The sequence below is a fragment of the Aureimonas sp. SA4125 genome, assembly GCF_019973775.1.
Classification (GTDB): domain Bacteria; phylum Pseudomonadota; class Alphaproteobacteria; order Rhizobiales; family Rhizobiaceae; genus Plantimonas.
This window is the reverse complement of record NZ_AP025032.1, coordinates 3,380,266-3,405,804: the sequence shown is the minus strand read 5'-3', so window position 1 is coordinate 3,405,804 and position 25,539 is coordinate 3,380,266. Positions and strand designations below refer to the sequence as shown.

The following is a 25,539-nucleotide window of genomic DNA, read 5'->3' as shown; positions in this document are numbered from 1 at the left end:
CTCGACGCTCCAGGGGATGCCAACAATGCCCGAACAGACCCCAGCGCCTCCCGTCGTCACCGGCCGCGAGGGCGCCGTCGGCGTCCTTTGCCTCAACCGGCCGAAGGCGCTGAATGCCTTGACGCTGGAGATGATCCGGCTCCTGCGTGCCGGTCTTGACGGGTTTCTCGGCGACCCCGCGGTCACGCTGATCCTGCTTGAAGCAGCCGAAGGGCGCGCCTTCTGCGCCGGGGGAGACATCCGCGCTGTCTTCGACAGCGGCAGGGCGCTAGACGGCGAGGCCAAAATCTTCTGGCGCGAGGAATACGCGCTGATTTCCGCGCTCGTCCACAGCCCGAAGCCCGTGGTCTGCCTGATGGATGGCCTCGTCATGGGGGGCGGGGCCGGGCTTGCCATGCATCTGAAGCATCGCGTGATCACCGAAAGGGTGCGCTTTGCCATGCCGGAAGTCGGCATCGGCTTCATCCCCGATGTCGGTGCGACATTCCTGCTGCCGCGCCTCCAGCGATCCTGTGGCCGCTACCTCGCACTCACCGGCCAGAACATAGGGCCGGGTGACGTGATCTTCTCAGGTCTGGCCGATCACCTCGTCACGTCGGAGGTTCTGCCGTCGCTCCGCCGCGAGCTCGTGGCCCTTGCCGGGCCCATCGACGACGGCGACGTCAGGGTCTTCATCTCGGGCTTTGCGCTGGAATCGACTCCCGATCTCTTTGCCCTGCACGGCGAGACCATCGCCACGTCCTTTGCCGAACCGGACGCCGCCGCCGTCATCGCCGCCTTGCAGGCGGTGGAAGGCTCGGGGGCCGTCTTCGCAGCAGACTGCATCGCCGTCATGAAAAGCCGCTCGCCGCTCTCCCTTGCGTTGACTTCGGACCTGCTGCGCCTCGGCGCGGAAGCCGCGACATTGGAGACGTGTCTCGCGCGCGAACTTCGCGCCGCTGCCTTCTGTCTGAGAACCGAAGATTTCTACGAAGGTGTCAGGGCCGCCGTCATCGACAAGGACCGCAGCCCTAATTGGCCGTCGGGCCGCCCAGGGGCGGTGATGCCGCCTTTGGCCGATATCCTCGCGGACTGACCGAGCCGCCGGCTGAACGATGAGGTCATCAAAGCGGACGACCGATCGCGTCCAGGGATCGGATTGCGATTCCATCCGTGCCGTAATTCGGTCAGAGTCCGCCGGAATCGAGAAGACCATAAACGCCGAAAGGCGCACCGAAGTGCGCCTTTGCGGTAGTCCATCCTGAACGCAGGGTCGACGCGCTATCGCATCGACCCTGGAGCGGATCGCGGTCTCAGCCTTCGGCCGCAGCCTTAGACTTGCGGGGCGCACGGCGCTTCGGCGCTTCGTCGACGGGCTCCGGCTCGCTGGCAGCCTTGCGACCGAGGCCGAGGCTCTTGGCCAACTGCGAGCGCTGTGCCGAATAGTTTGCAGCGACCATCGGATAATCGCTCGGCAGGCCCCATTTCCGGCGATACTCGTCCGGTGTCAGATCGTAGTGGGATGCCAGGTGCCGCTTCAGCGACTTGAAGCTTTTCCCGTCTTCGAGACAGATGATGTAATCGGGCGTAATCGACTTCTTGATCGACACCGCAGGCTTCAGCGGCACCACCTCGACAGGGGGCTCGCTCGCTTCGGGTGTCAGATTCAGCGCGCCATGTACCAGCTGAATCAGACTGCCGAGGTCGTCTCGCCCGACATGATTGTTGCCGACATACGCCGCAACAATCCTGACGACGAGTTCCATCGGAACTCCAGTATTTTCGGTTGTCATTTCCATCGTCCGTACTTCAGATTCTGCGTTGATCGGAATATAAATAGAAATTTATCTTACAAAAGCAATTGTAACTAGACGCAAGCGTCCTCAGCCAATGCCTCGGCCTTCGCAGCTTTTTCGGCCAACTGGCTATCGCGCTCTACCTCACGCTGTGCGGACTGCTCAGCCATGACGAGCCAAGCTGCTTCGGCACGGCGAGAACGGTCGCGTACGTTGGAAAGCTTACTATCTTCAGCCTCCTTGGCGCATTCACTTGCTCTGGCCAGGTAAAATTCACTGGTTAGTGCCATTCGGTGATTCCTTGCTCAAAGGTGCTGTCGATCCGCGAGCCGCGTGCAGAGCGCATCGAGCCCCTAACATATCCAGAAAGACAACAGGAGTCCCGACGCGTCTCTGGCATGCTGATTACGGGTATATGACCTGAAATGGGTCATGTTCCGGCGAAATCAAGGACGACTGTCAGTTGCAATGATTAAACTTGTTCATCAGGCCTTGAGCTAGGCTATGTCTGCTGATCATTTGGACAAATGCGCGTGGGCGCGATCATCTTCAGAAGACGAAGTGAACAGCGCCCAACGGGATCTGACGGGGATCTGACATTCAAGCGAATTTGCTGCAAGGAGCGGTGGCTGTTGCAGCGAAGGCTTTCCGGTGGACGATGGCGGATGACGGCATCGAGCCGAACGCATCTCAGCCGAGGTGCCGAACCTGCGGGCCGGGCAAGCGATGCAGCCGACTCATGAAGCCGACTGACAAGTGCCCTTGCCGATTCGAGCGTGCATTCGCCCGAGCTGGTCGTTCAATCATGCCTTGCGGTGCCGCATATCGCGGCGTGCATTCAGCCGGGAGCCGTTCAGCGTCGCCCACGCGAGCTTCGGCACCGGAAGCCCGCGATTTCGGCCACCCGGGCTGTCCTGACGAAGCGCTTTTCTGCGCTCAGAGGCCTTCCAGGCGGCGCAAGGCGGCCATCTGGCGAATCACCACGGTCCGGCGCGTCGCGGGAAGGGCGATGGTCCCGTCGCGCTCGAGATGGGTCAGCGAACGCGACACGGTTTCGATCGTGAGGCCGAGGTGATCGGCGATATCGATGCGCGACATCGGCAGCTCGATGACGCTGCCGTGCACGCGGCCGGCCATGTCGAGGAGGAAGGTCGCGACCTTTTCCATCGCGCCCTTGCGGCCGAGGAGCAGCATGTGGCGTTCCGCCCTTTCGAGCGCCGCGACGACGGCGTCCATCGCCTCGCGCGCCAGGCCGTCGTCGCTGGACATGGGCGTGTCGAGCCGGCCGCGGCGGTAGGCGATCACGGTGACGTCGCCGACGGCCTCGGCGGCGAAGCGGTGCCGATTGCCATGCTCGATCCCGAAAATGTCGCCGGGCAGCTGGAACGCGGCAATCTGGCGCCGTCCGTCGCGCAACAGGCGGCAGGTGCGCACGACCCCCGACACCACCTTGTAGAACGAGGCGGCACTGTCGCCCTCGGCGTAGAGCGACTGGTCCTTCGACAGGCTCCGGATGGCGCCGATCGAGCCGCCGTCCGGCAGACGCAGGGGAGCGGACTTGCCCGCAGCAGCGGGGGGAAGGGCACGGGAGGCGGCGGCGATCATGAATGGCATCTCTCTCTCCTCGGCTCGGAAGCTGCCATGATGATTAACTTCGGCAGCCGGCCGCCGACATTCAGATGCTTCCCCTAAGGGGTTTCACGGATGCCCGATGCCGGCAGCGGCGAGGCGAGCGAGGCGCGGATGGCATCGAGAAGAGCGTTGTCCTCGAGAGGCTTTTCCAGGATCGCGGCAAAGCCGACGCCGAGCGCGCGGCTTCGCATGCCGTCCGTCATGCGGCCGGCGATCAGGATCGCGGGGAGGGCGACGCCGCGGCGGCGCAGGGTATCCAGGAGCGCAATGCCGTCCATCCCCGGCAGGACATAGTCGATCACCAGGCAGGCGGACGCCGAGAAGTCGCCCGTCGAGATGAACTCGTTCGGATCGGCATAGGCGCGCACGGCCAGGCCCTCGAGCTCGAGCGCAAAGACCAGCGAGCCACGAACCGCCGCGTCGTCGTCGACGAGCAAGACCGCAACATGTCTGTCCACCACGCCTCCTCCGCTGTCCGCGGGCTGGTCCGGCGGAAGCGGCGACGATGACGCGTCATTGTCGCGCGGGGAAACTCAGGAAAACCCCGTATGCGCCGATAGGCCGCTTGCGTTGCCGAGACATTGTGGGCCGCACCCGTCGGCCACCGTCGGCGCGACCGGAGCGGCAGCCGACGTCAGAGTCCGGCCGCCAGAAGCGACATGCGCACCAGTGCCGAGAGGCTGCCCGCCTTCATCTTGGTCATGACGTTTGCCCGGTAGATCTCGACGGTCCGCGAACTGATGCCAAGTTCGTAGGCGACGATCTTGTTGGCCTTGCCGGCGACGATACCGTCCATCACCTGGTGCTCGCGCTGTGACAGCGAGGCGATACGCTGGCGGATCTCCAGGATGACGGCATCTGCCGCCACGCCGCGCGCCTGGCGATCGAGCGCCGTGCGCACAGCGGTCAGGAACAGCTCGTCGTCGAAGGGTTTTTCGATGAAGTCGACCGCCCCTTCCTTCATCGCCTCGACAGCCAGGGGCACGTCGGCATGGCCCGTCATCACGATCACCGGCACGTTCATGCCGCGTCGCTTCAACTGGCGAAGGAACTCGATGCCGTCGACGCCTGGCATGCGCACGTCCGTCACGATGCAGCCGCTCGCCTGCGTGACCGTATCGAGAAAGCTCGAGGCCGATTCGTAGAGGCAGACCGGCAGGCCGTCGGAGGCGAGCATGAAGGCCAGCGAATCGCGGACCGCCAGATCGTCGTCGACGACGTGCACCATCGTCTCATTCAGCATGACCCAGTTCCTCATCGTCTATCGCGCGGATCGTGAAGCGGAATACCGTGCCGCCGGCCTGACCGGGCTCGGCCCAGATCCGGCCGCCATGTGATTCCACGATGGTACGGCAGATCGACAGCCCGACCCCCATGCCTTGCGACTTCGTCGTGACGAAGGGATGAAACAGGCGCGCCATCATGTCGGGGGCTATGCCGCTGCCGGTATCGCTGACGCTGATCTCGACCAGATCGTGCTGTCGGGCCGTGGCGATCACGAGGTCGCGGCGCGTGGTGTCCGCCATCGATTCGATGGCGTTGCGGATGAGATTCAAAAGCACTTGCTGGATCTGGATGCGATCGACCATGACCAGCGGCGCCTTCTCGTCGAACCGATAGGATACCCGCACACCCATCTCTCTTGCCCCGACGAGCCCCAGGGCGCTGGCTTCCTCGATCAGCTTCGGCAAGCTCGCCAGATGGCGCTCGCTCTCGCCACGCGAGATGAAATCGCGCAGATGGCGGATGACCTCGCCCGCACGGAGTGCCTGGTTGCCGGCCTTTTCGACGGCGTCACGCAGCACTCCCACCTCGGTGCCCTGCATGCGGTCAAGAATACGCCGGCAGCCCTTCAGATAATTTGCGATCGCCGTCAGCGGCTGGTTGATCTCGTGCGCCAGCGTCGAGGCCATTTCGCCGAGTGTCGTGAAGCGCGACATGTGGACGAGTTCGCTCTGCAGTTCCTGCAGCCGGCCTTCGGTCGCCTGGCGTTCGGTGAGGTCGCGGATGAACCCTGTGAAGAAGCGCGCCGCGCCCGAGCGCACCTCGCCGACCGACAACTCCATCGGAAAGGTCGAGCCGTCCTTGCGCTGGCCGACGACGACGCGGCCGATACCGATGATCCGCCGCTCGCCCGAGGCAAAATAGCGTTTGAGATAGCCGTCATGGTGCGAGCGGTAAGGCTCCGGCATGAGGCCACGGATGTTGAGGCCGATCGCCTCGGCGGCGGTGTAGCCGAACAGGCGCTCGGCAGCCTTGCTGAAAGACTGGATCAACGCCTGGCTGTCGATGACGATCATCGCGTCCGGCACGGTTTCGAGAATGGAGGTGACGTGCGCCTCGCGCGCGCGCAGCTTTTCCTCCGAGGCAACGGTCTCCGACATGTCGTGGACGACGATCGCGGTGCCTGCCGGCTCACCATGATGCTGGACCGCGCGCCAGACGATGTGCGCGGCAAAGCTCGAGCCGTCTTTGCGCACACGGGTCTCTTTGGCCTCGTCGCGCCCGTTCTGGAGGGCGGTGCCAAGATGGCGGGCGGGCAGTCCCGCGGCCGCTTCTGCCGCCGTATAGAGGGCCGTCATCGGGCGTCCGAGGACATCCTCGCGCAACCATCCGCTGAGGCGTTCGGCCCCGGCGTTCCAGCGCAGGACGCGCGCCTGCGGATCGAGCATGATGAGACCGACGGAATCGACCGCGTCGACCAGAAGTTCGTCGGGCCGCATGCCCGCGTCAGTCGGGTCGGATGGTATCGAATTCATTCGCGGTTCCGGCTCGCTCGGTATCGGCGGACCTTACGTCGCCCGCCGCCGCATGGGTAGTGCAGGCCGAAGGCGTTCCGCGCAAGCCGCCGGCATCCGCTGGCGTTCTCGTTAGAGCATGATCCCGAAAGGTGGGTTCCGGCTTTCGGAAAAGACTATGCGAAGACAAGAACCTAAAGCGGGTCGGCGATTCGAAGAAAAGCCATACCGCTTTAGCGGATGAGACCCATTTTCGTCGGCAGCCAGAGGCTGACCGCCGGCACGAAGGTGATGACCATCAGGGCGATGAACAAGGGCACGAGCCAGGGAAGGATCGCCATCGTAGTGCGTTCGACCGAGAGTTTCGCCACCCGCGACAAAACGAACAGAACCATGCCGAGCGGCGGATGCAAGAGGCCGATCATCAGATTGAGGGTCAGAATCAGGCCGAACTGCACCGGGTCGATTTCGAGCCTGAGGACGATCGGCAACAGGATCGGCACGAGAATGGTGATCGCGGCGATGGTGTCGAGGAAACAGCCGACGAAGAGCACCAGGAGATTGACGAGGATCAGGAACACCCACTTGTTGTCGGTGATCGAGAGCATGGCGTCCGACATCATCTGCGCGGCCTGGCTGACGGTCAGGAGCCAGGCGAAGACCGATGCGGCGGTGACGATGAAAAGCACCGAGGCGGTGGTCTCGATGGTGTCGAATCCCGCCTTGGCCAGCGATCGGAACGTCATCGAGCGGTAGCGCACGAGACCGAGGAAGAGCGACCAGATCACCGCGGCGACCGCGGCCTCGGTCGGCGTGAACCAGCCGAGCGTCATGCCGCCGATGAGGATCATCGGCGTCATCAGCGCCATCACCGCCGAGAAGTCGAAGCGCCAGTCGAGAGCGATCAGCATCACGAGGGCAAGGCCGACGGCAATGTTCAGGGACAGGCCGGCATAGGTCAGCCCATAGATGGCCAGCGGGAAGGCCAGGACGATGAGAATTTCGAGGGAGGCCGCAAAGAGCTTGCGCACCTCGAACGGGGCGTCCGAGCCCCAGCCATAGCGATGGGCGAAGATCGCCACCGTCACCATCATCAGCGCGGTCATCACGAGGCCCGGCAGAATGCCGGCCATGAACAGCGCGCCGATCGAGACATTGGCCATCATGCCGTAGATGACGAAGGGCAGGGACGGCGGAAAGATCGGCCCGAGCGTCGCCGACGCGGCGGTGACGCCGACGGCGGCTTCGACGGGATAGCCGTGGTCGCGCATCGCCTTGATCTCGATCGTGCCGATGCCGGCGGCGTCGGCCAGCGCCGTGCCCGACATGCCGGAGAAGATCACCGAGCCGACGATGTTGACCTGGGCCAGGCCGCCGCGCATCCAGCCGACGAGCGAAACCGCAAAGGCGTAGATGCGGCCGGTGACGCCGGCGATGTTCATCAGATTGCCGGCAAGGATGAAGAAGGGAACCGCCAGCAGGGGAAAGCTCTCGACGCCGGCGATCATCCGCTGCGCGACGATGATGTCGGGAGCGACGCCGTAGAAGACGAGGTAGAGCACCGATGCGACGGCCATGGAGATCGCGACCGGCAGGCCGATCAGCATGAAGCCGATGAAGGATCCGAGCAGGAGCAGCATTCTCAGTCACCCATTCCGTCGAAGAGTTCCGGTCGTTCGAGCACGGAATAACCGCGCTTGAGGTTCTGCACGAAGACCTGCACCGCCCGCAGCAGCATCAGCGCGAAGGCAGCGAAGACGGCGTAGAAGACGATGCTGCGCGGCAGATCGATGGTCACCATGCGTTCTGCGTGGACGATGCCGACATAGCGCCAGAACAGAAGGGTGGCGTAGGCGAAGAAGGCGATCCGCACGATGTCGACCAACAATGCCAGGGGCCGCGCGGCGCCCTTCGGCAGGTAGTGGTAGAGGACGTCGACCTGGATGTGCCGCGAGCGGCGGACGCACATCACCGCGCCCAGGAAGACCACCACGACGAGGCAGTTGATGGCGATTTCCTCGGTCCAGGCGAGACTGTTGTTGAGGACGTAGCGGGTGAAGAACTGCAGGAAGACGCAGATCGCCATGCCCCAGAACACGGCCTGCGTCAGCCAGTCCTCGACCGCATAGGGCGACAGGTCGGCGACGGCGGCCGCATCGTCTTCGAAGGCGTGCGCCAGTTCCTCGGCGGTCCCGGGGGAAGGGGGCTTCTGCTGCATCGTTCGTCCGTCTCCGGCTGGACAGGGTCGCCCCGGCCGGGAAGGCCGGGGCTTGAGTGGATCGACTCAGCGGATGGCGCGGATCGCGTCGAGGTCGGCGGAGACGTAGCCGAAGTCCTCGGGCTTGGTCGTTTCGTTGACGGTCTTCTCGAAGTCCGCCTTGTCGACCTCGGTGACGGTCAGGCCGCGGTCACGAAAGCCCTGGACGAGAGCGGACTCGCGCTCGACGATGATCTTTGCCGTCCGGGCGGAGGCTTCCTGCATCACCTCGGTGAAGACGGCCTTGTCGGCGTCGCTGATAGCCGCCCATACCGGACCGGCAAGGACGGTGTTGAGATGGTCGACGATGTGGCCGGTCAGCGCGATGTTCTTCTGCACCTCGAAGAACTTCTTGGCCTCGATGGTGGTCAGCGGATTTTCCTGGGCCTCGACGGTGCCGTTCTGCAGAGCGAGATAGACTTCGGCGAAGGCGATCGGCGCGGTGTTGGCGCCGCAGGCGCGCGGCATGGCGAGATAGGCCGGAACGTCCGGAACGCGGATCTTCAGGCCCTGCATGTCGGCGCATTTCTCGATCGCGCGGTTCGCCGTGGTGTGGCGCGTGCCGTAATAGCTGACCGCCGTGATGTGGTTGCCGGAGGCATCCTCGTAGCCCTTGGCCAGCCGCTGGAAGACATCGCTCTTGGTGTAGGCGATGAGATGGTCGGCATCGCGGAAGGCGTAGGGGTAGTAGGTGACGCCGATCGGCGCGTATTCGCGCGCGGCGAAGCTCGAACCGGAGATGATGATGTCGACGGTGCCGAGCTTCAGGCCCTGGTTGATGTCGGTTTCCTTGCCGAGCTGCGAGGCCGGGAAGACGTCGATCTTGTAGCGCCCCTCGGTGCGCTTGGCGATTTCTTCGGCAGCCCATACAGATTCGGTGTGGAAGGGCTCGGACGTCTCGTAGACATGCGCCCATTTCAGCGTGGTCTGCGCCAAGGCGTCGGTGGCGCCCAGAGCAAATGTTGCGACGGTCAAAAGGCTGGTCAGTGCGATCTTCATGGTGGTTTCCTCCCGTTGATGATGATGGTGATGACGGCGGGGACCTTGCCCCGTTCCGATCAGGCCGTCCCGGTCTCCCCGCCGGGTTCGGCCTCTTCGCCGAAGGTCGGCGAAAAGCGCATCTGCGACTGCTGCAGATGGTGGCGCATGGCGCGGGTCGCCCGTTCGGGATCGCCAGCGGCGATCGCATCGCGGATGACGCGGTGTTCCTGCAGCGCGGTGTTCCAGGTCAGGGCATTTTCGAAGTAGCCCGACAGCCGCTCGAAGTAAGGGTTGATGCGCTCGTCGAAGAGCTCGCCGACGAAGCGGACGATGACCGCATTGCCGAGGATGTCGGCGATGGCGGTGTGGAAGTCGCGGTCGAGTGCGAGTGTTTCGCAGGAGGGATGGGTTGCCGCCTGCATGGCCCCGATGAGCCGGTCGAGCGTCGCCACATGGGCGGGCGTCACCTGCAGAGCGGCCTGCGCGGCGACGGCGCCTTCCACCAGTTCACGCGCCCTGAGAAGTTCGAAGGGACCTTCGATCGCGGTGTTGCGCGGGGTGGACGCCGGGACCCGTCCGGTGACGAAAACGCCTGCACCGACCCGGATGCGGATGCGGCCCTCGACCTCGAGAACGATCAGCGCCTCGCGCACGGTCGGCCGCGAAATGCCGAACTGTTCGGCAAGGTCGCGCTCGGCCGGCAGGCGGTCACCCGGCCGGAACTCGCCGCTCTCGATGAGGGCGCGCAGCTGGTCGGCGATCTGCTGATAGAGCCTGCGCGGCTGGATGGCCGTGATCGGCATGCGCGGATGTTCCCCCCGTGATCACACCCTCGCATTTGCTGCGTATTGGCCTGACCATCTGACCGCTACTGTGCGGCGCTTTGGCGCGCTCGTCAATCCCGGTCCGAGGCGTCGCTCGGCGCGGCTGTGGACGGCGACGGGTCTCGGCGCGAGGCTTCTGGGGCTCTGCCGAGCCCGGTGCCTGCAGCCCGTCGCTTCGCCGGGCCGGATCTCTCGGGGCGCAAGCGCTAGAGGGCAGCGCCTGCCGAAACGGAGCATCGCCGCTGCAGCCATTCGTTCAGCCCGCCGAGGTCGGCGACGACGGCGTCCGGCAGTGTTCCGAGCGCCAGACTGGCCGCCTCGGTGCGGGCGATGCCGATGGCGGCGGCGCCGGCGGTGCGGGCCGCCTCCATGTCGTGGGCGGAGTCGCCGACGAGGGCGATGGCCGCGGGGGCGACGCCGAGATGCTCGGCAAAGGCCAGAACCATACCCGGTCCGGGTTTTGAGCCGTATCCGGAATCATAGCCTGCGATAAAGCTGAAGGATGCCTCGACACCCATGGCGGAGAGATGAGCGCGGGCCGTGCGCTCGGAATCGTTGGTTGCCAGGCCGATCGCGATGCCCTTCGACGCAAGAACGGACAGCATCGGCCCGACATCGGCATAGCCGACGAGCGAGCGGAGACTATGCGCCCGGTACAGCGCGTTGACCCGGGCAGCAAAGGAAGCGTCGTATTCCAGCCCGAGCCGCGCGGCCCAGGCCGGCGCGAATTCGTCGGTGGCACCGGCGATGATCGGCGAATCCTCGGCAAATCCGCCGCTTTCCGGCAGGAAGCCAGCCGAGGCTGCCATGTCGGCGATGCTGGAACGGTTGCCATCGCCGAGCGCCTCGAGCACGGCGGCGGTCGCCGGTCCCCAGGTCGCCACGAAATCGAGAAGCGTTCCGTCCTTGTCGAAGAGGATGCCGGCGATGGGGCTCATTCTCACCAGTCCTGACTATTCGAGAGAAGGGTTGCCGGCGAGGACGCCCGAAGTCAATCGCCGCTCGCGGCAGCCTCCTTGCGGCCTGGTTGCGGCGTCGCTCGGCGCTCGACATGCGCGGCAAGTTCGACGAGATAGGGGTTCTGCAGCAGGCTTTCGGCATAGTCCGAGCGGTCGATGCTGGCGCTGAGGATGGCGAAGCCGTCGTCGGGGGCCGATGTGATGCGGCTGCCGTCGGGCGCTGCGATGCAGGACAGGCCCTGATAGGCGAAACGCGCGTCGGCGCCGACATGGTCGACATAGACGATGAAGATCTGGTTCTCGAAGGCGCGTACCGGCACGATCTTCTCGGCCACGAAACGCGCGCCCTCGCTGGCCGGAAGGGCGGTCGGCACGAAGACGATCTCGGCGCCGGCGATGGCGAGTTCGCGCACGCGCTCGGGGAATTCGACGTCGAAGCAGACGAGAACGGCCGCCTTCATGCCGGCGATCTCGAACAGGTCGCTCGGGCTCCGGCCGGGCGTGAAAAGAGCCTTCTCGTAGTCACCGTAAAGATGCTGCTTGGCATAGACGATCGGCTTCTGGCGCGGCCGGGCAACCAGCGCGGCGTTGACGACACCGCCTTCCTGCCGCAGGGCGAGGCCGGTGATGACGGTGACCGCGTGCTCGTCCGCCAGACGCTGCAGCTCGGTCACGGCCGGGCCGTCGATGGTCTCGGCAAGGTCGCGAATATCGTCGCCCGCGCCATAGCCTGTCAGAGCGAGTTCGGGAAAAACCACGACATCGGCGCCGTCGGAAGCCGAATCCGCGGTCAGCCAGCGGACCGCCGCCATCCGCGCACGGGCGTCGCCGGTTTCGGCATCGAGTTGGCAGGCTCTGATGTGCATCGGCGTTCCTGTTTCTGGCTTGGCGGGCGGCGCGCAGCCATCCTCGCACAGGGCTAGAGCACGGTGACAGGGGCGAAATTGCGGAGGTCGCGAAAGGCTCGGCCAATGCCTTGCGACCGTGCGCTCCTCCCCGGCGCGCTGTGCCAAAAACGTTAAAAAAATGTCTCCGACTCAGACGGGCGAGGGGCTGAATCCAGGGATCTCCGGTCACAAAAGGTCTATGTCGCAAGCTGGAACGGATCGGCCCGAATGCGGTTCGTGCTGGCATGACGAACTACCAGCCAGATGACCCATTTTCCTACGAAGCACGTGCTCGCGCCACCGAACGGGTCACCCGTTCGGCGGCACGGCGGGTCGTCGCGGCAGCGGTTCGGGCTCTTCACGAGGGCTCGCCGGAGATCTGCGGCTCTGGCGCCGATCCGCAGCTTCGTCAGTTTGCCGAACTCGGCAACCGGATCGACGCGGGTCCGCTGACAGCATGCCATCGGCAGCGGAATGGGGGCCTCTGACGCCCTCTCGAATGTTGCCTCAGCCTGCCTGAACGAAGGCCCAGGTCTCGTCCAGAGCCCGCGCGAAGCGGTCGAGCATGTCCATGATCTCCCCCTCTGTGATGATCAGCGGCGGGCAGAAGGCGATCTGGTCGCCGATGGCGCGAATGATCAAGCCATGCTCGTGGCCCCTGGCGAAGAGATAGGCGCCCGCCTTGCCCGGCGGATCGAAGCGCTGCTTCGTCGCCTTGTCGGCCGAGAGCTCGACAGCGGCGATGAGACCGACGCCGCGCACTTCGCCCACCAGCGGATGGTCGGCAAAGCGGCTGCGCAATTCGCGCTGCAGGATTTCTCCCATTTCTCCGGCATGGGCGACGAGGCCGCGTTCCTCGATGATATCGAGGTTCTCGTTGCCGACGGCCGTGGCGACGGGGTGCGCGCCGGCGGTGAAGCCGTGTCCGAAGGTGCCGATCTTCGCCGTGTTGTCGGCGATGCCCTGGAAGATCTCGTCGGAGAAGAGGATCGCGGCGAGCGGCTGGTAGGACGAGGTGATCTGCTTGGAGACCACCAGCATGTCCGGCTCGATGCCGTAATAGTCGCAGGCGAACATGGTGCCGAGACGGCCGAAGCCGTTGATCACCTCGTCCGCGACGATGAGGATATCGTACTTGCGGCAGATCTCCTGCACCTTCGTCCAGTAACCGGCCGGCGGCGGCAGCACCCCGCCGGCGCCCATCAGCGGTTCGCCGATGAAGGCGGCGATCGTCTCGGGGCCGGCCTCCAGGATCACCTGCTCGAGTTCGGCGGCGAGGCGGTCGGTGAACTCGGCCTCCGTCTCGCCGGGCAGGCCGAAACGCCAGAAATGCGGGCAGGTCAGGTGCTTCACCGGGATGATCGGAAGGTCGAAGTCGCGGTGGTTGACGGGCAGGCCGGTCAACGAGCCCGACGCCATGGTGATGCCGTGATAGCCGTTGACGCGGGCCAGGAACGTCTTCTTGCCGGGCTTGCCGCGCGCATTGTTGAAGTACCAGACCATCTTGACGACGGTGTCGTTCGCCTCGGAGCCGGAATTGGTGAAGAAGACCTTCGTCAGCTTCTCCGGGCTCATCTTGACGAGGCGCTCGGCGAGGAGGATCGCCGGCTCGTTCGATTTCGACGAGAACGAGTGGTAGTAGGGCAGCTTCAGCATCTGCTGATAGGCGGCATCGGCGAGGCGCTTTTCGCCGAAGCCGACGGCAACGCTCCAGAGGCCGGCCATGGCCTCGACATACTTGTTGCCCTGGTCGTCGAAGACATGAATGCCCTCACCGCGATCGATCACGATCGGCCCGGTCTCCTCGTGCTTTCGCGCATTGGTCACCGCGTGCAGCAGATATTCGACGTCGCGGGCGTAGATGGAATTGGGCAGGGGTTTCGACATGGGGAAAGGCTTTCCAAGGCTTCGATGGGCCGATCCTAGACCGAGCTTCGCCGCTTCGCAAAGCCGCCGGAAATATCTTCGGCCGTAGCCAAGGCAGCCCTTGCGGGGCCTCTATCGGAGCGCGGTCCTCGCGGCGGAAGGCACCGAAGTCACGGGGACAGGAGGAAAGCGCCGGCTCAAGAAGCGCGATCCGGGCCAGCCGAAGCGCCATGCGGTCTCGGCTCCCTTGGTCAGGCCGACGCGCACGCCCGTCGCCACCGCCGGCGGCCGAGCGCCCGCCGCGAGGCGGAACGGCAGGGTGTCGAGCGGCAGGCGGTCGAATTCCCTGTCGACGCCCAGCGCCTGGCAGAGTCGTCCGGGACCCGAGCAGAGCTTGTGGATGTCGGCGATCCCGCCGCGGCGCTCGCGCATCACATCGAGCCCCCGCGTCGGCTCGATGGCGCGAATGAGCACGGCTTCGCCGACGCCTTCGACGCCGCAGACGAAGTTCAGGCACCAGTGGATGCCGTATGAACGGTAGACATAGGCATGGCCCGGGGGGCCGAACATCGCGAGGTTGCGCGGCGTCGGGCCGTTGAAGGTGTGCGAGGCAGGATCCGCCTCGTCATAGGCCTCGGTCTCGACGATGATGCCGCCGGCGTCGCCGATCGTCAGAACCACGCCGATCAACTCCGGGGCGACGAGGGCGGCATGGCGGGCAAAGAAAGCTTTGTTGAGCATGCGCTTCCTGCGGGTCTGCCTTGTGTCTGCCCGATATAGGGAATATCGCCGAGGCTCGCCACAGGCCTTATATTGATATAAGGATGTGTTTATATGAAATTCCCCTGCCCAGCCGCATCTTCAGGTGATCCATGACCGACATCAGCGACGCCCTCTTCGCCTCCGCGCCGGACACCTCCCGCGAAGACGCGCGCACGGCGCTGGTCAAGGCCGCGAGCGAGCGCATCCTCATTCTCGACGGCGCGATGGGCACGCAGATCCAGGGCCTCGGCTACGAGGAGAGCCATTTCCGCGGCGACCGCTTCGAGGGCTGCGCCTGCCATCTGCAGGGCAACAACGATCTCCTGATCCTCACCCAGCCGAAGGCGATCGAGGAGATCCACTACGCCTATGCGATCGCCGGCGCCGACATCATCGAAACCAACACCTTCTCCTCCACCTCGATCGCCCAGGCCGATTACGGCATGGAGGACCAGGTCTACGAGCTCAACCGCGACGGCGCGCGCCTCGTGCGCCGCGCCTGCATCCGCGCCGAGCAGGAGGACGGCAAGCGCCGCTTCGTCGCCGGCGCGCTGGGGCCGACCAACCGCACCGCCTCGATCTCGCCCGACGTCAACAATCCCGGCTTTCGCGCCACCTCCTTTGACGAGCTGCGCCTCGCCTATGGCGAGCAGCTGCGCGGTCTCATCGACGGTGGCGCCGACCTCATCCTGATCGAGACGATCTTCGACACGCTGAACGCCAAGGCGGCGATCTTCGCCTGCAACGAGATTTTTCTGGAAAAGGGCGTCGACCTGCCGGTGATGATCTCCGGCACGATCACCGACCTGTCCGGCCGCACGCTGTCCGGCCAGACGCCGACCGCCTTCTGGCACTCGGTCCGGCACGCAAAGCCCTTCACCATCGGCCTCAACTGCGCGCTTGGCGCTGCCGCCATGCGCGAGCATCTGGCCGAGATCTCCGGCGTCGCCGACACCTTCGTCTGCGCCTATCCCAATGCCGGCCTTCCCAACGAGTTCGGCCAGTATGACGAGAGCCCGGAGGACATGGCCGCCCAGATCGCGGGCTTTGCCGACGAGGGCCTCTTGAACATCGTCGGCGGCTGCTGCGGCTCGACCCCCGACCATATCCGCGCCATCGCCAAGGCCGTCGCCGGCAAGAAGCCGCGCGTGATCCCCGAACACGTGCCGCTGATGCGTCTGTCCGGCCTCGAGCCGTTCACGCTCACCAAGGACATCCCCTTCGTCAATGTCGGCGAGCGGACGAACGTCACCGGCTCGGCCAAATTCCGCAAGCTGATCACCGCCGGCGACTTCAACGCCGCGCTCGTCGTCGCGCTCGACCAGGTCGAGAACGGTGCGCAGATCATCGACATCAACATGGACGAGGGCCTGATCGACTCCGAGAAGGCGATGGTCGAGTTCCTCAACCTCATCGCCGCGGAGCCGGACATCGCCCGCGTGCCGGTCATGATCGACTCGTCCAAATGGTCGATCATCGAAGCCGGGCTGAAATGCGTCCAGGGCAAGCCACTGGTCAACTCGATCTCGATGAAGGAGGGCGAGGAAGCCTTTCTCAAGCAAGCCCGCCTCGTGCGGGCCTATGGCGCCGCCGTCGTCGTCATGGCCTTCGACGAAGAGGGCCAGGCCGACACCATGGCGCGGAAGGTCGAGATCTGCACGCGCGCCTACAAGCTCCTGACCGAAAAGGTCGGCTTCCCGCCCGAGGACATCGTCTTCGACCCGAACGTCTTTGCCGTGGCGACCGGCATCGAGGAGCACAACAATTACGGCGTCGACTTCATCGAGGCGACGCGCGAGATCATCAAGACCCTGCCGCATGTCCACATTTCCGGCGGCGTGTCGAACCTCTCCTTCTCCTTCCGCGGCAACGAGCCCGTGCGCGAGGCGATGCACGCGGTGTTCCTCTACCACGCCATCCAGGCGGGCATGGACATGGGCATCGTCAATGCCGGCCAGCTCGCGGTCTACGAGTCGATCGACGCGGACTTGCGCGAGGCCTGCGAGGACGTCGTCCTCAACCGCACGCCGAAGGGCGAGGGCAACGCCACGGACCTGTTGCTGGAGCAGGCTGAGAAATACCGCGGCACCGCCGGCAAGGAGGCCCGCGTCCAGGATCTCGCCTGGCGCGAATGGCCGGTCGACAAGCGTCTGGCGCACGCCCTCGTCAACGGCATCACCGAGTACATCGACGTCGACACCGAGGAAGCGCGCCTTGCCGCGGCCCGTCCGCTCCACGTCATCGAGGGCCCGCTGATGGCCGGCATGAACGTCGTCGGCGACCTCTTCGGCGCCGGCAAGATGTTCCTGCCGCAAGTGGTGAAGTCGGCCCGCGTCATGAAGCAGTCGGTGGCGATCCTGCTTCCCTACATGGAGGCGGAGAAGCTCGCCAATGGCGGCGGCGAGCGCTCGGCCGCCGGCAAGGTGCTGATGGCGACGGTGAAGGGCGATGTCCACGACATCGGCAAGAACATCGTCGGCGTCGTCCTCGCCTGCAACAACTACGAGATCATCGATCTCGGCGTCATGGTGCCGGCGACCCGCATTCTCGAGGAAGCCAGGAAGCACAATGTCGACGTCATCGGCCTGTCGGGCCTGATCACGCCCTCGCTCGACGAAATGGTGCATGTCGCCGCCGAGATGGAACGCGAGGGTTTCACCATCCCGCTCCTGATCGGCGGGGCGACGACGAGCCGCGTCCATACAGCGGTGAAGATCGACCCGCGCTACAATGCCGGCCAGACCATCTACGTCACCGATGCCAGCCGCGCCGTCGGCGTCGTCTCGAACCTCCTCTCGGCGGAGACGCGCGGCGGCTATGTCGAGGGCATCCGGGCGGAATACGAGAAGGTCGCCGCCAATCACGCCCGCAGCGAGCTTGAGAAGAAGCGCCTGCCGCTCGATCGCGCCCGCGAGAACGCCATGCAGATCGATTGGGACAGCTACACGCCGCCGAGGCCAAGCTTCCTCGGCACGCGCGTCTTCGAAGACTACGATCTCGCGACGCTGGCGAAATACATCGACTGGACGCCGTTCTTCCAGACCTGGGAGCTGAAGGGCCGCTACCCGCAGATCCTGCAGGACGAAGCCCAGGGCGAGGTCGCGCGGTCGCTCTTCGCGGATGCGCAGGCGATGCTGAAGCAGGTCATCGATGAGGGTTGGTTCAAGCCGAAGGCCGTCGTCGGCTTCTGGCCGGCCGGTGCCGTCGGCGAGGACATCCGCCTGTTCACGGACGACAGCCGCACCGGGGAACTCGCGACCTTCTTCACCCTCCGCCAGCAGCTGTCGAAGCGTGACGGACGGCCGAACATGGCGCTGTCCGACTTCGTCTCCCCCGTCGCTTCGGGAAGGCCGGATTATGTCGGCGGCTTTGTCGTCACGGCCGGCATCGAGGAGGAGGCGATCTCCGAACGCTTCGCCCGGGCCAATGACGACTACGCCTCGATCATGGTCAAGGCGCTCGCCGACCGTTTCGCCGAGGCCTTTGCCGAGGCGATGCACGAGCGCGTGCGCAAGGAGCTCTGGGGCTATGCCGCGGACGAGACGTTTGGCCCGGACGAACTCGCCGGCGAGCCCTATTCCGGCATCCGCCCGGCGCCCGGCTATCCCGCCCAGCCCGACCACACCGAGAAGGCGACGCTGTTCGGGCTGCTCGATGCCGATGCGGCGATCGGCGTGAAGCTGACCGAGAGCTTTGCCATGTGGCCGGGTTCCTCGGTCTCCGGCCTCTACCTCTCGCATCCGGAATCGCATTATTTCGGCGTCGCCAAGGTCGAGCGGGACCAGGTGCTGGACTATGCCGCGCGCAAGAAGATGCCCGTGGCGGAGGTCGAGCGCTGGCTCGGGCCGATCCTCAACTATGTCCCGACGCAGGTCGCGGAAGCGGCGGAATAGGGGCAGTTGCGTTTTGGCGGCCCTTCGTGACGCCAACCCCCGCGCTGCGTCACCCTGGCCTTGAGACGGAATACAATCCTCGATAGAGGGGGCGCGGCAGCCGCGGTCGGGTCTGTCCGTCCAAGGTGCTCCCCTCATCGCCCTGCCGGGCCCTTCTCCCCGGGGGGAGAAGTGGGCGCGTCTCTGCCGTGCGCTACAGGACGCCGGGATAGGACCCGCCGTCGATGAGCAGGCTCTGGCCGGTGATGTAGCCGGCCTGCGCCGAGCAGAGATACGCGCAGGCCGCGCCGAACTCCGCCGGCTCGCCGAAACGCTTTGCCGGAATTTCCGTGCGCCGCTCGGCGCGGATTGTCTCGATGTCGACGCCGCGGCGCTGCGAGGCCGCTTCCTGGCCTGATTGCAGCCGCCGCGTGTCGAAGGCGCCCGGCAGCAGGAAATTGATGGTGACGTTGGCGTGCGCAACCTGGCGCGCGACGCCGGCGAGAAAGCCGGTGAGGCCGATGCGGGCGCCGCTCGACAGGTCGAGCCCGGAAAGCGGCATCTTTACCGAGGCCGAGGTGATGTTGACGATCCGGCCAAAACGGCGCGCGACCATGCCGTCGATCACCCGCTGCACCAGTTCGATCGGCGCGACCATGTTGGCGGTGACGCCGGCGAGCATTGCCGCCCGGTCGATCTCGCGGAAATCGCGGAGCGGCGGCCCGCCATTGTTGTTGACGAGGATGTCGACGTGGGGCACGGCGGCGAGTAGCGCATCCTGGCCCTCCCGGGTGCCGACGTCGGCGACGACGGCGATCACGTCGGCGCCGGTCTCCGCCCGGATCTCCTCGGCCGTCCGCGCCAGCGTTTCGCCGTCCCGCCCGTTGATCACCACGCGGCAACCGGCGCGCGCGAGTTCCATGGCGCAGGCCCGGCCGAGACCGCGGCTCGATGCGCAGACGATCGCGGTGCGACCTTCGAGACCCAGATGCATGGGAAGGCTCCTTCTGAAGGGACGAGGCCCGCGGCGCGAACCGTCGCCCGTGGATTGGCGCGATACCTACCACGCTGCTGTCGGCAGGGAAGGGCGCGCTCCTGCCGATCCGGTCCGTTGCAAGAAGAGGCTCAGGCCCGCGTGAAGATCACCGTCAGATTGTTTGCGGGCATCGCGCGAACCGGGCCGAGGATCAGCCCCTGCGCCTCGGCGACGGCGGCAACCGCGTCCAGGTCGCGAATGCCCCAGGCCGGATCCCGAAGGCGAAGGTCTTCGTCGAAGGCCGCATTGCTCGGCTCCAGCGCCGCGCCGCCGCGACGGAAGGGGCCGTAGAGCAGCAAAGGCGCGCCGCGCGGCAGGATCTCGCCGGCATGGCGCATCAGGCCGAGGGTGGCGGCCCAGGGACTGATGTGGATCAGGTTGATGGCGAGAATGGCATCGGCGTGCCGGATCGGCCATTCGGGGCCCGCCGCGTCGATGTCGAGGGGCGGCAGGAGGTTCGCCCGGTTCTCACAGGTCATCCACGCGGCGATCGATGCCCGCGCCTCCGGCGAGGCATCGGAGGGCTGCCATGTCAGCTCCGGCAGCTGCCCGGCGAAATGCAGGATATGCTCGCCCGTGCCGCTGGCGATTTCGAGGACGGTGCCCTTCGCGGGAAGGACGTTGCGCAAGGCACCGAGGATCGGATCGCGATTGCGCAGGGCTGCCGGGCTGGAACGCCGGTCGTCAGGTGACAGCATGGGCGGGAATACTCGCAGGCAGGTGAAAGGCGGGAGACGGCTTGCCGTCTCCCGCCGCGATCAGATCAGATGTCGTCGAAGCCACCGCCATCGTCGCCGCCGAACCAGCCGCCGTCGTCGGCCGAGGCGTCCTGGATGTCGGGCTCGTTGCCGGCATCGGTGTCCGCGGCCTGGGTGTCCGCGGGTTCGGTTGCCGGTGTCGCATCTGCCGCCTGCGCCTCGTTGCCGCCGAACATGTTGCCGAGCGCGTTGCCGAGGAGAACGCCGCCGGCGACGCCCATCGCCGTCTGCGCGGCGCCGGCAAGGAAGCCGCCGCCGCCCATTCCACCACCAAAGCCGCGGCCCCGCTGCGGGGCGCCGGCCTGCGCATTCTGGCCCGCGTTGCGAGCCTGACCGGCGGCATTGCCCCAGGCGCTGCCGGAACGGGCGGCGCCTGCATGCGCGCCGCTGCCGACATTGGGGACCGAGCGGGCCGGGCCGCTGCCGAAGATGCGCGACAGCATGCCACCTTCGGGCTCCCGCTGATCGGCCGCCGCGGACGAGGGCGCGGCCGTCTGCGCGGCCCGCTCCATCTCCTCGATGCGCTTTTGCTGATTGGCGATGGCCATTTCCTGCATGACGATGGTCTGCGCCATGTAGTAGGGCGCGCCGGGCTGGCGGGTCAGGCTGTCGGCGATGAACCGCTCGGCCTCGGCGTCGCGCGGCCCGGCCTGGCGCTCGACATCGCCGAGCTTGGAAAAGAGGCCCTCGATCGCCTCGCGGTCTCTGGTGTCCATCGTCCTTGGCTCCCGTTGATCGTGATCGTCGCGGCGTCATGCGCCGGTGGGAACTAGATGAGATCCCCGACGACCCGGCACAACCGTCACTCAACGCTTATCGCGGCGCCAGCTTCTGACATCGTCCTGACAGCTTCGTCATCGCCTCGTTTCCGGCGTCGCGCGCGCGGACTCACTCCGCCGGCAAGACCTTGGCCTGTCGCGGCAGCAGTTTTGACAGCCAGCGTCCGGCGAAGCGCTCGAGATCGTCCATCACCGTATAGACCACGGGCACGTAGACGAGGCTGAGTACGGTCGAGGAGATCAGTCCGCCGATGACGGCGATCGCCATCGGCGCGCGGCTTTCGGCGTCGGCGCCGATGCCGAGCGCGATCGGCGCCATGCCGGCGCCCATGGCGATCGAGGTCATGACGATCGGCCGCGCGCGCTTCGTCGCCGCCTCGAGCAGCGCCTGGCCACGCTCCATGCCGCCGCGCCGGGCGATGATGGCATATTCGACGAGGAGGATCGAGTTCTTCGCCGCGATGCCCATCAGGAGCAGCACGCCGATCAGCACCGAGACCGCGATCGAGGCGCCCGTGACGTAGAGAAAGCCGAAGGCGCCGCCGATCGACAGGGGGAGGGCGGTGAGGATGGTGATTGGCTGCAGGAAGGAGTTGAACAGGAGCACCAGCGTGCCGAACATCAGGAGGATGCCGACGGCAATCGCCATGACGAAGCCCGAGAACAGCTCCGCCATGCGTTTGGCATCGCCTTCGGCCCGTTGCGCGATGCCGGCCGGCAGGTTCTGCATCACCGGCAAAGTCCCGATCGCCGTCTGCGCCTGGCCGAGGGTGAGGCCGGAAAGTTCGGCCTCGACCGCCACGGTGCGGTCGCCGTCGACATGCGAAATGCTGGTCGGGCCGGCGCCGAAGGAGAAGCTCGCGACGGAATCGAGCGGCACCGTGGCGCTGGTGCCGCGGATCATCAGCGACTTGATCTGGGCGAGATCGCCGCGCGCGGCGTCGGTCAGCGTCGGGATGATGTAGACCTGCCGGTCGCCGAGATTGTACTTCGCCAGCGCGCTGTCGCCGTCGCCGAGGGTGGCGACGTTCACCAGCGTCGCGATCTGCTGCGACGTCACGCCGAGGCTGGCCATCTTCGCCTTGTCGGGCGTGATCACGAGTTCGGGCTTGGCCGCCGCGGCGCTGGAGATCGGGTTGTTGACGCCCTCGATGCCGCGCATCTCGACCGCGAGTTGCGACGCGGTTTCGGCCAGGAGGTCGCCATTGGCGCCGACGAGCGTGACCGAGACCTTCGAGCCTGACTGGCCGTCGGCGCCGAACTGGATGCGGGCGCCGGGAATGTCGTCGAAGAGGTGGGCCGAGCGCTTCTCGAACTCCTGCTGGCTGACGTCGCGGTCGGCGCGTTCCTTGAGGTTCGCGGTGACCGTCGCCGAGGTGACGCTGGCGGTCGAGCCGCGCTGCGGACCGCCGCCGCCCTCGGTCGCCGCGCCGACGGAGGCGAAGACCGAGGCGACCTCGGGCTCGGCCGCAAGCTTGGCGGAAACCGCCTGCGCGACGGCGTCCGTCTCCGCCAGGGTCGAGCCCGGCTGCATCTCGACCGAGACGAGCGAGCGGCCACGGTCGGAGGCGGTCATGAACTCCGTCGGCAGCTTCATGGCGAGCATCATCGAGCCGGCGAAGAAGGCGATGCCGAGAAGCACGGTCAACCAGCGGAAGCGCAGTGCCTGCTTCAGCACCCTGACATAGCCGAAGACCCATTTCGGCGTATCGTCATGGCTGTCGCCGCCGGCCGCCTTGACGAAATAGGCGCCCATCAGCGGCGTCAGCGTCCGGGCGACGAGCAGCGAGAAGAGGACGGAGACGCAGACAGCGATGGCGAAGCTCACGAAGAGCTTGCCGGGAATGCCGGGCATGAAGGCGACGGGGACGAAGACCGCGACGATCGTCATGGTGGTGGCGACGACGGCAAGACCGATCTCGTCGGCGGCCTCGATCGCCGCCTGGTAGGCGGTCTTTCCGCTCTGGCGCATGTGCCGGACGATGTTCTCGATCTCGACGATGGCGTCGTCGACGAGGATGCCGACGACGAGCGACAGCGCCAGCAGAGTGATGTTGTTCAGCGAGAGGTCGAGCCAGGCCATGATGGCGAAGGTCGGGATCAGCGACAGCGGCAGCGCGGTCGCCGCGACGAGCGTCGCTCGGATGTCGCGCAGGAACAGGAAGACGACGACGATGGCGAGGAGGGCGCCGATCCACAGCGCCTCGAGCGCCGCGTCATAGCTTTCCTGCACGAAGGTCGAGGACGAGGTGACCTCGGTGAACGCAGCCGTGTCGTCGGCCGCGTCGAACGCGGTGACGGCCGCACGAACGGCATTGGTGACGCCGATCTCGCTCGACCCCTTGGCGCTGAAGACGGAAAAGGCGACGACTTCCTTGCCGTTCAGACGAGCCCGCGACCGCGGCTCCTCCCAGCTGTCGTCGATCGTGCCGAAATCGGCCAGCCGCATCGACTTGCCGTCGGACAGCGCGATGCGGGTGTCGCCGAGAGCGGCGATCGAGTCGACGCGGCCGAGCGTCCTGACCGACTGCTCGCTCGCGCCGACGAGGGTGCGCCCGCCGGAGCGGTTGGCGTTCTGGGCGGCGAGCGCCTGCGAGATGTCCTGGACGGTGACGCCGAGCGCCGCCAGCCGGTCGGGATCGAGCTTCACGAGAACCGCGCGGTTGACGCCGCCCGACCGCGTGATCTTCGACACGCCGTCGAGCCTCAGGAGCGCCTTGGAGACGTCGTTGTCGATGTACCAGGAGAGCGCGTCGGGGTTCATCGTCGGCGCGTCGACGACGTAGGTCAGCACCGAATTGTCGCCGACATTGACGCGGGCGACCAGCGGCGTTTCGGCGGCCGTCGGCAGGTCCGACTGGACCGAGGTCACCGCATTGCGGACGTCGTCGGTCGCCTGCGTCAGATCGGTGTCGAGCGCAAATTCGATGGCGGTGACGGACGAGCCTTCCGACACCGTCGACGTCACGCTCTCGACGCCCGACAGCGTGGTGACGGCGTTCTCGACGATCTCGGTGACCTGGGTCTCGATCTCCGTCGGCGAAGCCCCGGTCTGGATGACCGTGACCGTGACCATCGGAAAATCGATGTCGGGCATGTTGTTGATGCGCAGCTGGCTGAAACCCCAGACGCCGGCAAACGCCAGCGTCAGGAAAAGGACGATCGTCGGGATCGGGTTCTTGATGGACCAGGCGGAGATGTTCTTCACTGGACCGTCTCCCCGGTGGCGGCCTGCTCGGTCACGACGCGGACCGTGTTGCCATCGTTGAGGAAGCCGGCGCCGGCGGTGACGACGCGGTCGCCCTCGGACAGATCGCCGACGACGGCAACGCGCCCGTCCTGCCGCGTTCCCGCATCGACCGCTTTCAGCGCGACGGCGTTGTTCTCGGCGACGACGAAGACCGCCGTCTTGCCGTCGCGCCAGGTCAGGGCGCTTTCGGCAACGGTCATCGCCTGGCTGCCGCCGGCCGAGATGGTCGCGCGGACGAACATGCCGGCCTTGAGGCCGGTATCCTGCGGCAGGCCGATCTCGACCCGGCCCATATGCGTGGCGCTGTCCACGGTCTCGCCGATGAGGGCGATCGTCCCGCCAATCTTTTCGCCGGACGGCCCCGCCACCTCGGCCTTGTCGCCGGGCGACAGGCCCGCGAGGTATTGCTCGGGAACGTCGATGGCGGCGCGCAGGGCGCCGTCGCGCTGGACCTTCGTGATTTCGGTGCCGGTCTGAACCGTGATGCCGAGCGTCGCGGGCTTGGCCGAGACGATGCCGGCGAAAGGCGCGCGCACGACCGTCCGATCGAGCTGCACCTGCAGCGTTCCCAAGGCGGCACGGGCCTGAGCGAGTGCCGCCTCGGTCGTCTTTACCGTCGTCTGCCGCTCCTCCGCCACTTTGGCGGAGAGGGCGCCGGTCTTGGCAAGACGCTGGCCACGCTCGTTTGCCGACTGGGCGGTGGCGAAGCTCGCCTCGGCACTGGCGATGGCCGCCTGCTGCTCGACGATCTGCGCCTCGATCAGCGCACCGTCGAGACGCGCAACGATCTGCCCGGCCGTCACGTGGCCGCCCTCCGTGACCAGCACCTCGGTCAGGATCAGGCCTCCGGCGGTAGCGCTGACGGTGGCTTCTTCGGCGGCGATGACGAGGCCGGTGGCGGAAATCTGCGTGGCGACGCTCTCCTTGCGAACGGCGTCGGTGGTCACGGTCAGGCTCGCGGCTGCGGGGCTCGCCGATACCTGTGCTGCTGCCGGACCCGTCGCGGCGAGGGTCAGGAGGACAAGGAGGATCAACGGCTTCGACATCGAGGTCTCGCAAGCTTCAGGGAGGGCGCAGAGCTGGGAGCCGGAACATCGCGCGCGGTGTTCCGGCTCGACCGCAGCGTCAGAGGGGGGATGACGCTGCGGTCTCAGCAGCCTGCC

At 66.2% G+C, this 25,539-nt stretch carries 21 protein-coding genes; 2 read left to right on the top strand and 19 right to left on the bottom strand.

The features are described from left to right. Nucleotides 1-25 precede the first annotated feature (25 nt). Entirely contained in the window at nt 26-1,075 is a 1,050-nt protein-coding gene (locus Sa4125_RS16130) for a 3-hydroxyisobutyryl-CoA hydrolase (protein WP_223999460.1), read from the top strand. A gap of 217 nt (nt 1,076-1,292) precedes the next feature. Here the strand turns inward: Sa4125_RS16130 and Sa4125_RS16125 are convergent, their stop codons facing one another. From Sa4125_RS16125 to Sa4125_RS16060, 14 genes are all read right to left on the bottom strand, one after another. Beyond that, the gene (locus Sa4125_RS16125) at nt 1,293-1,778 is read right to left on the bottom strand and encodes a MucR family transcriptional regulator (protein ID WP_345944285.1); all 486 of its coding nucleotides are present in this window, start codon (nt 1,776-1,778) and stop codon (nt 1,293-1,295) included. A 68-nt stretch (nt 1,779-1,846) separates the two neighbouring features. After that, on the bottom strand, nt 1,847-2,065 hold the full coding sequence (locus Sa4125_RS16120) for a hypothetical protein (RefSeq protein ID WP_223999458.1): 219 nt from the start codon (nt 2,063-2,065) through the stop codon (nt 1,847-1,849). A gap of 646 nt (nt 2,066-2,711) precedes the next feature. Beyond that, nucleotides 2,712-3,389 carry a helix-turn-helix domain-containing protein gene (locus Sa4125_RS16115; RefSeq protein ID WP_223999456.1) on the bottom strand — a complete coding sequence of 226 codons (678 nt, stop codon included), beginning with the start codon at nt 3,387-3,389 and terminating at the stop codon, nt 2,712-2,714. Between the two features lie 74 nt (nt 3,390-3,463). Next, nucleotides 3,464-3,865, bottom strand: a complete 402-nt coding sequence (locus Sa4125_RS16110; protein ID WP_223999454.1) for a response regulator — start codon at nt 3,863-3,865, stop codon at nt 3,464-3,466. Between the two features lie 176 nt (nt 3,866-4,041). Further along, the gene (fixJ, locus tag Sa4125_RS16105) at nt 4,042-4,650 is read right to left on the bottom strand and encodes a response regulator FixJ (protein WP_223999452.1); all 609 of its coding nucleotides are present in this window, start codon (nt 4,648-4,650) and stop codon (nt 4,042-4,044) included. Then, complete coding sequence (locus tag Sa4125_RS16100; RefSeq protein ID WP_223999450.1) at nt 4,640-6,130, bottom strand: PAS domain S-box protein; 1,491 nt, start codon at nt 6,128-6,130, stop codon at nt 4,640-4,642. The genes fixJ and Sa4125_RS16100 overlap by 11 nt, the downstream gene beginning before the upstream one ends. 248 nt (nt 6,131-6,378) lie before the next feature. Beyond that, nucleotides 6,379-7,785, bottom strand: a complete 1,407-nt coding sequence (locus tag Sa4125_RS16095; RefSeq protein WP_223999448.1) for a TRAP transporter large permease — start codon at nt 7,783-7,785, stop codon at nt 6,379-6,381. A gap of 2 nt (nt 7,786-7,787) precedes the next feature. After that, complete coding sequence (locus Sa4125_RS16090) at nt 7,788-8,363, bottom strand: TRAP transporter small permease (protein ID WP_223999447.1); 576 nt, start codon at nt 8,361-8,363, stop codon at nt 7,788-7,790. Between the two features lie 66 nt (nt 8,364-8,429). Continuing rightward, complete coding sequence (locus tag Sa4125_RS16085) at nt 8,430-9,401, bottom strand: sialic acid TRAP transporter substrate-binding protein SiaP (protein ID WP_223999446.1); 972 nt, start codon at nt 9,399-9,401, stop codon at nt 8,430-8,432. A gap of 59 nt (nt 9,402-9,460) precedes the next feature. Further along, nucleotides 9,461-10,186: a FadR/GntR family transcriptional regulator gene (locus Sa4125_RS16080; RefSeq protein WP_223999445.1), complete on the bottom strand. Its 726-nt coding sequence runs from the start codon at nt 10,184-10,186 to the stop codon at nt 9,461-9,463. A gap of 227 nt (nt 10,187-10,413) precedes the next feature. Next, nucleotides 10,414-11,145 (bottom strand): HAD-IA family hydrolase, encoded by a 732-nt coding sequence (locus tag Sa4125_RS16075; RefSeq protein WP_223999444.1) that lies wholly within the window; start codon nt 11,143-11,145, stop codon nt 10,414-10,416. A gap of 53 nt (nt 11,146-11,198) precedes the next feature. Continuing rightward, nucleotides 11,199-12,032 (bottom strand): nitrilase-related carbon-nitrogen hydrolase, encoded by an 834-nt coding sequence (locus Sa4125_RS16070; RefSeq protein ID WP_223999443.1) that lies wholly within the window; start codon nt 12,030-12,032, stop codon nt 11,199-11,201. A 528-nt stretch (nt 12,033-12,560) separates the two neighbouring features. Continuing rightward, nucleotides 12,561-13,940 carry an aspartate aminotransferase family protein gene (locus Sa4125_RS16065; protein WP_223999442.1) on the bottom strand — a complete coding sequence of 460 codons (1,380 nt, stop codon included), beginning with the start codon at nt 13,938-13,940 and terminating at the stop codon, nt 12,561-12,563. A 111-nt stretch (nt 13,941-14,051) separates the two neighbouring features. Beyond that, nucleotides 14,052-14,660, bottom strand: coding sequence for a DNA-3-methyladenine glycosylase (locus tag Sa4125_RS16060; protein WP_223999441.1), 609 nt, complete (start codon nt 14,658-14,660; stop codon nt 14,052-14,054). Between the two features lie 131 nt (nt 14,661-14,791). On the opposite strand from Sa4125_RS16060, the gene metH reads away from it, so the two are divergent. After that, nucleotides 14,792-18,574, top strand: a complete 3,783-nt coding sequence (gene metH / locus Sa4125_RS16055) for a methionine synthase (protein ID WP_223999439.1) — start codon at nt 14,792-14,794, stop codon at nt 18,572-18,574. A gap of 193 nt (nt 18,575-18,767) precedes the next feature. Here metH and Sa4125_RS16050 read toward each other — a convergent pair whose 3' ends face one another. The 5 genes from Sa4125_RS16050 to Sa4125_RS16030 all read right to left on the bottom strand — a co-directional run bounded on the left by Sa4125_RS16050 (nt 18,768) and on the right by Sa4125_RS16030 (nt 25,422). Further along, on the bottom strand, nt 18,768-19,547 hold the full coding sequence (locus Sa4125_RS16050; RefSeq protein ID WP_223999437.1) for an SDR family oxidoreductase: 780 nt from the start codon (nt 19,545-19,547) through the stop codon (nt 18,768-18,770). A gap of 131 nt (nt 19,548-19,678) precedes the next feature. Next, nucleotides 19,679-20,287 carry a DUF938 domain-containing protein gene (locus Sa4125_RS16045; RefSeq protein WP_223999435.1) on the bottom strand — a complete coding sequence of 203 codons (609 nt, stop codon included), beginning with the start codon at nt 20,285-20,287 and terminating at the stop codon, nt 19,679-19,681. 65 nt (nt 20,288-20,352) lie between these two features. Further along, on the bottom strand, nt 20,353-21,063 hold the full coding sequence (locus tag Sa4125_RS16040; protein WP_223999430.1) for a DUF2076 domain-containing protein: 711 nt from the start codon (nt 21,061-21,063) through the stop codon (nt 20,353-20,355). A gap of 172 nt (nt 21,064-21,235) precedes the next feature. After that, complete coding sequence (locus Sa4125_RS16035; protein ID WP_223999429.1) at nt 21,236-24,334, bottom strand: efflux RND transporter permease subunit; 3,099 nt, start codon at nt 24,332-24,334, stop codon at nt 21,236-21,238. After that, on the bottom strand, nt 24,331-25,422 hold the full coding sequence (locus Sa4125_RS16030) for an efflux RND transporter periplasmic adaptor subunit (protein ID WP_223999428.1): 1,092 nt from the start codon (nt 25,420-25,422) through the stop codon (nt 24,331-24,333). Before Sa4125_RS16030 ends, Sa4125_RS16035 begins: the two co-directional genes overlap by 4 nt. Nucleotides 25,423-25,539 lie beyond the last annotated feature (117 nt).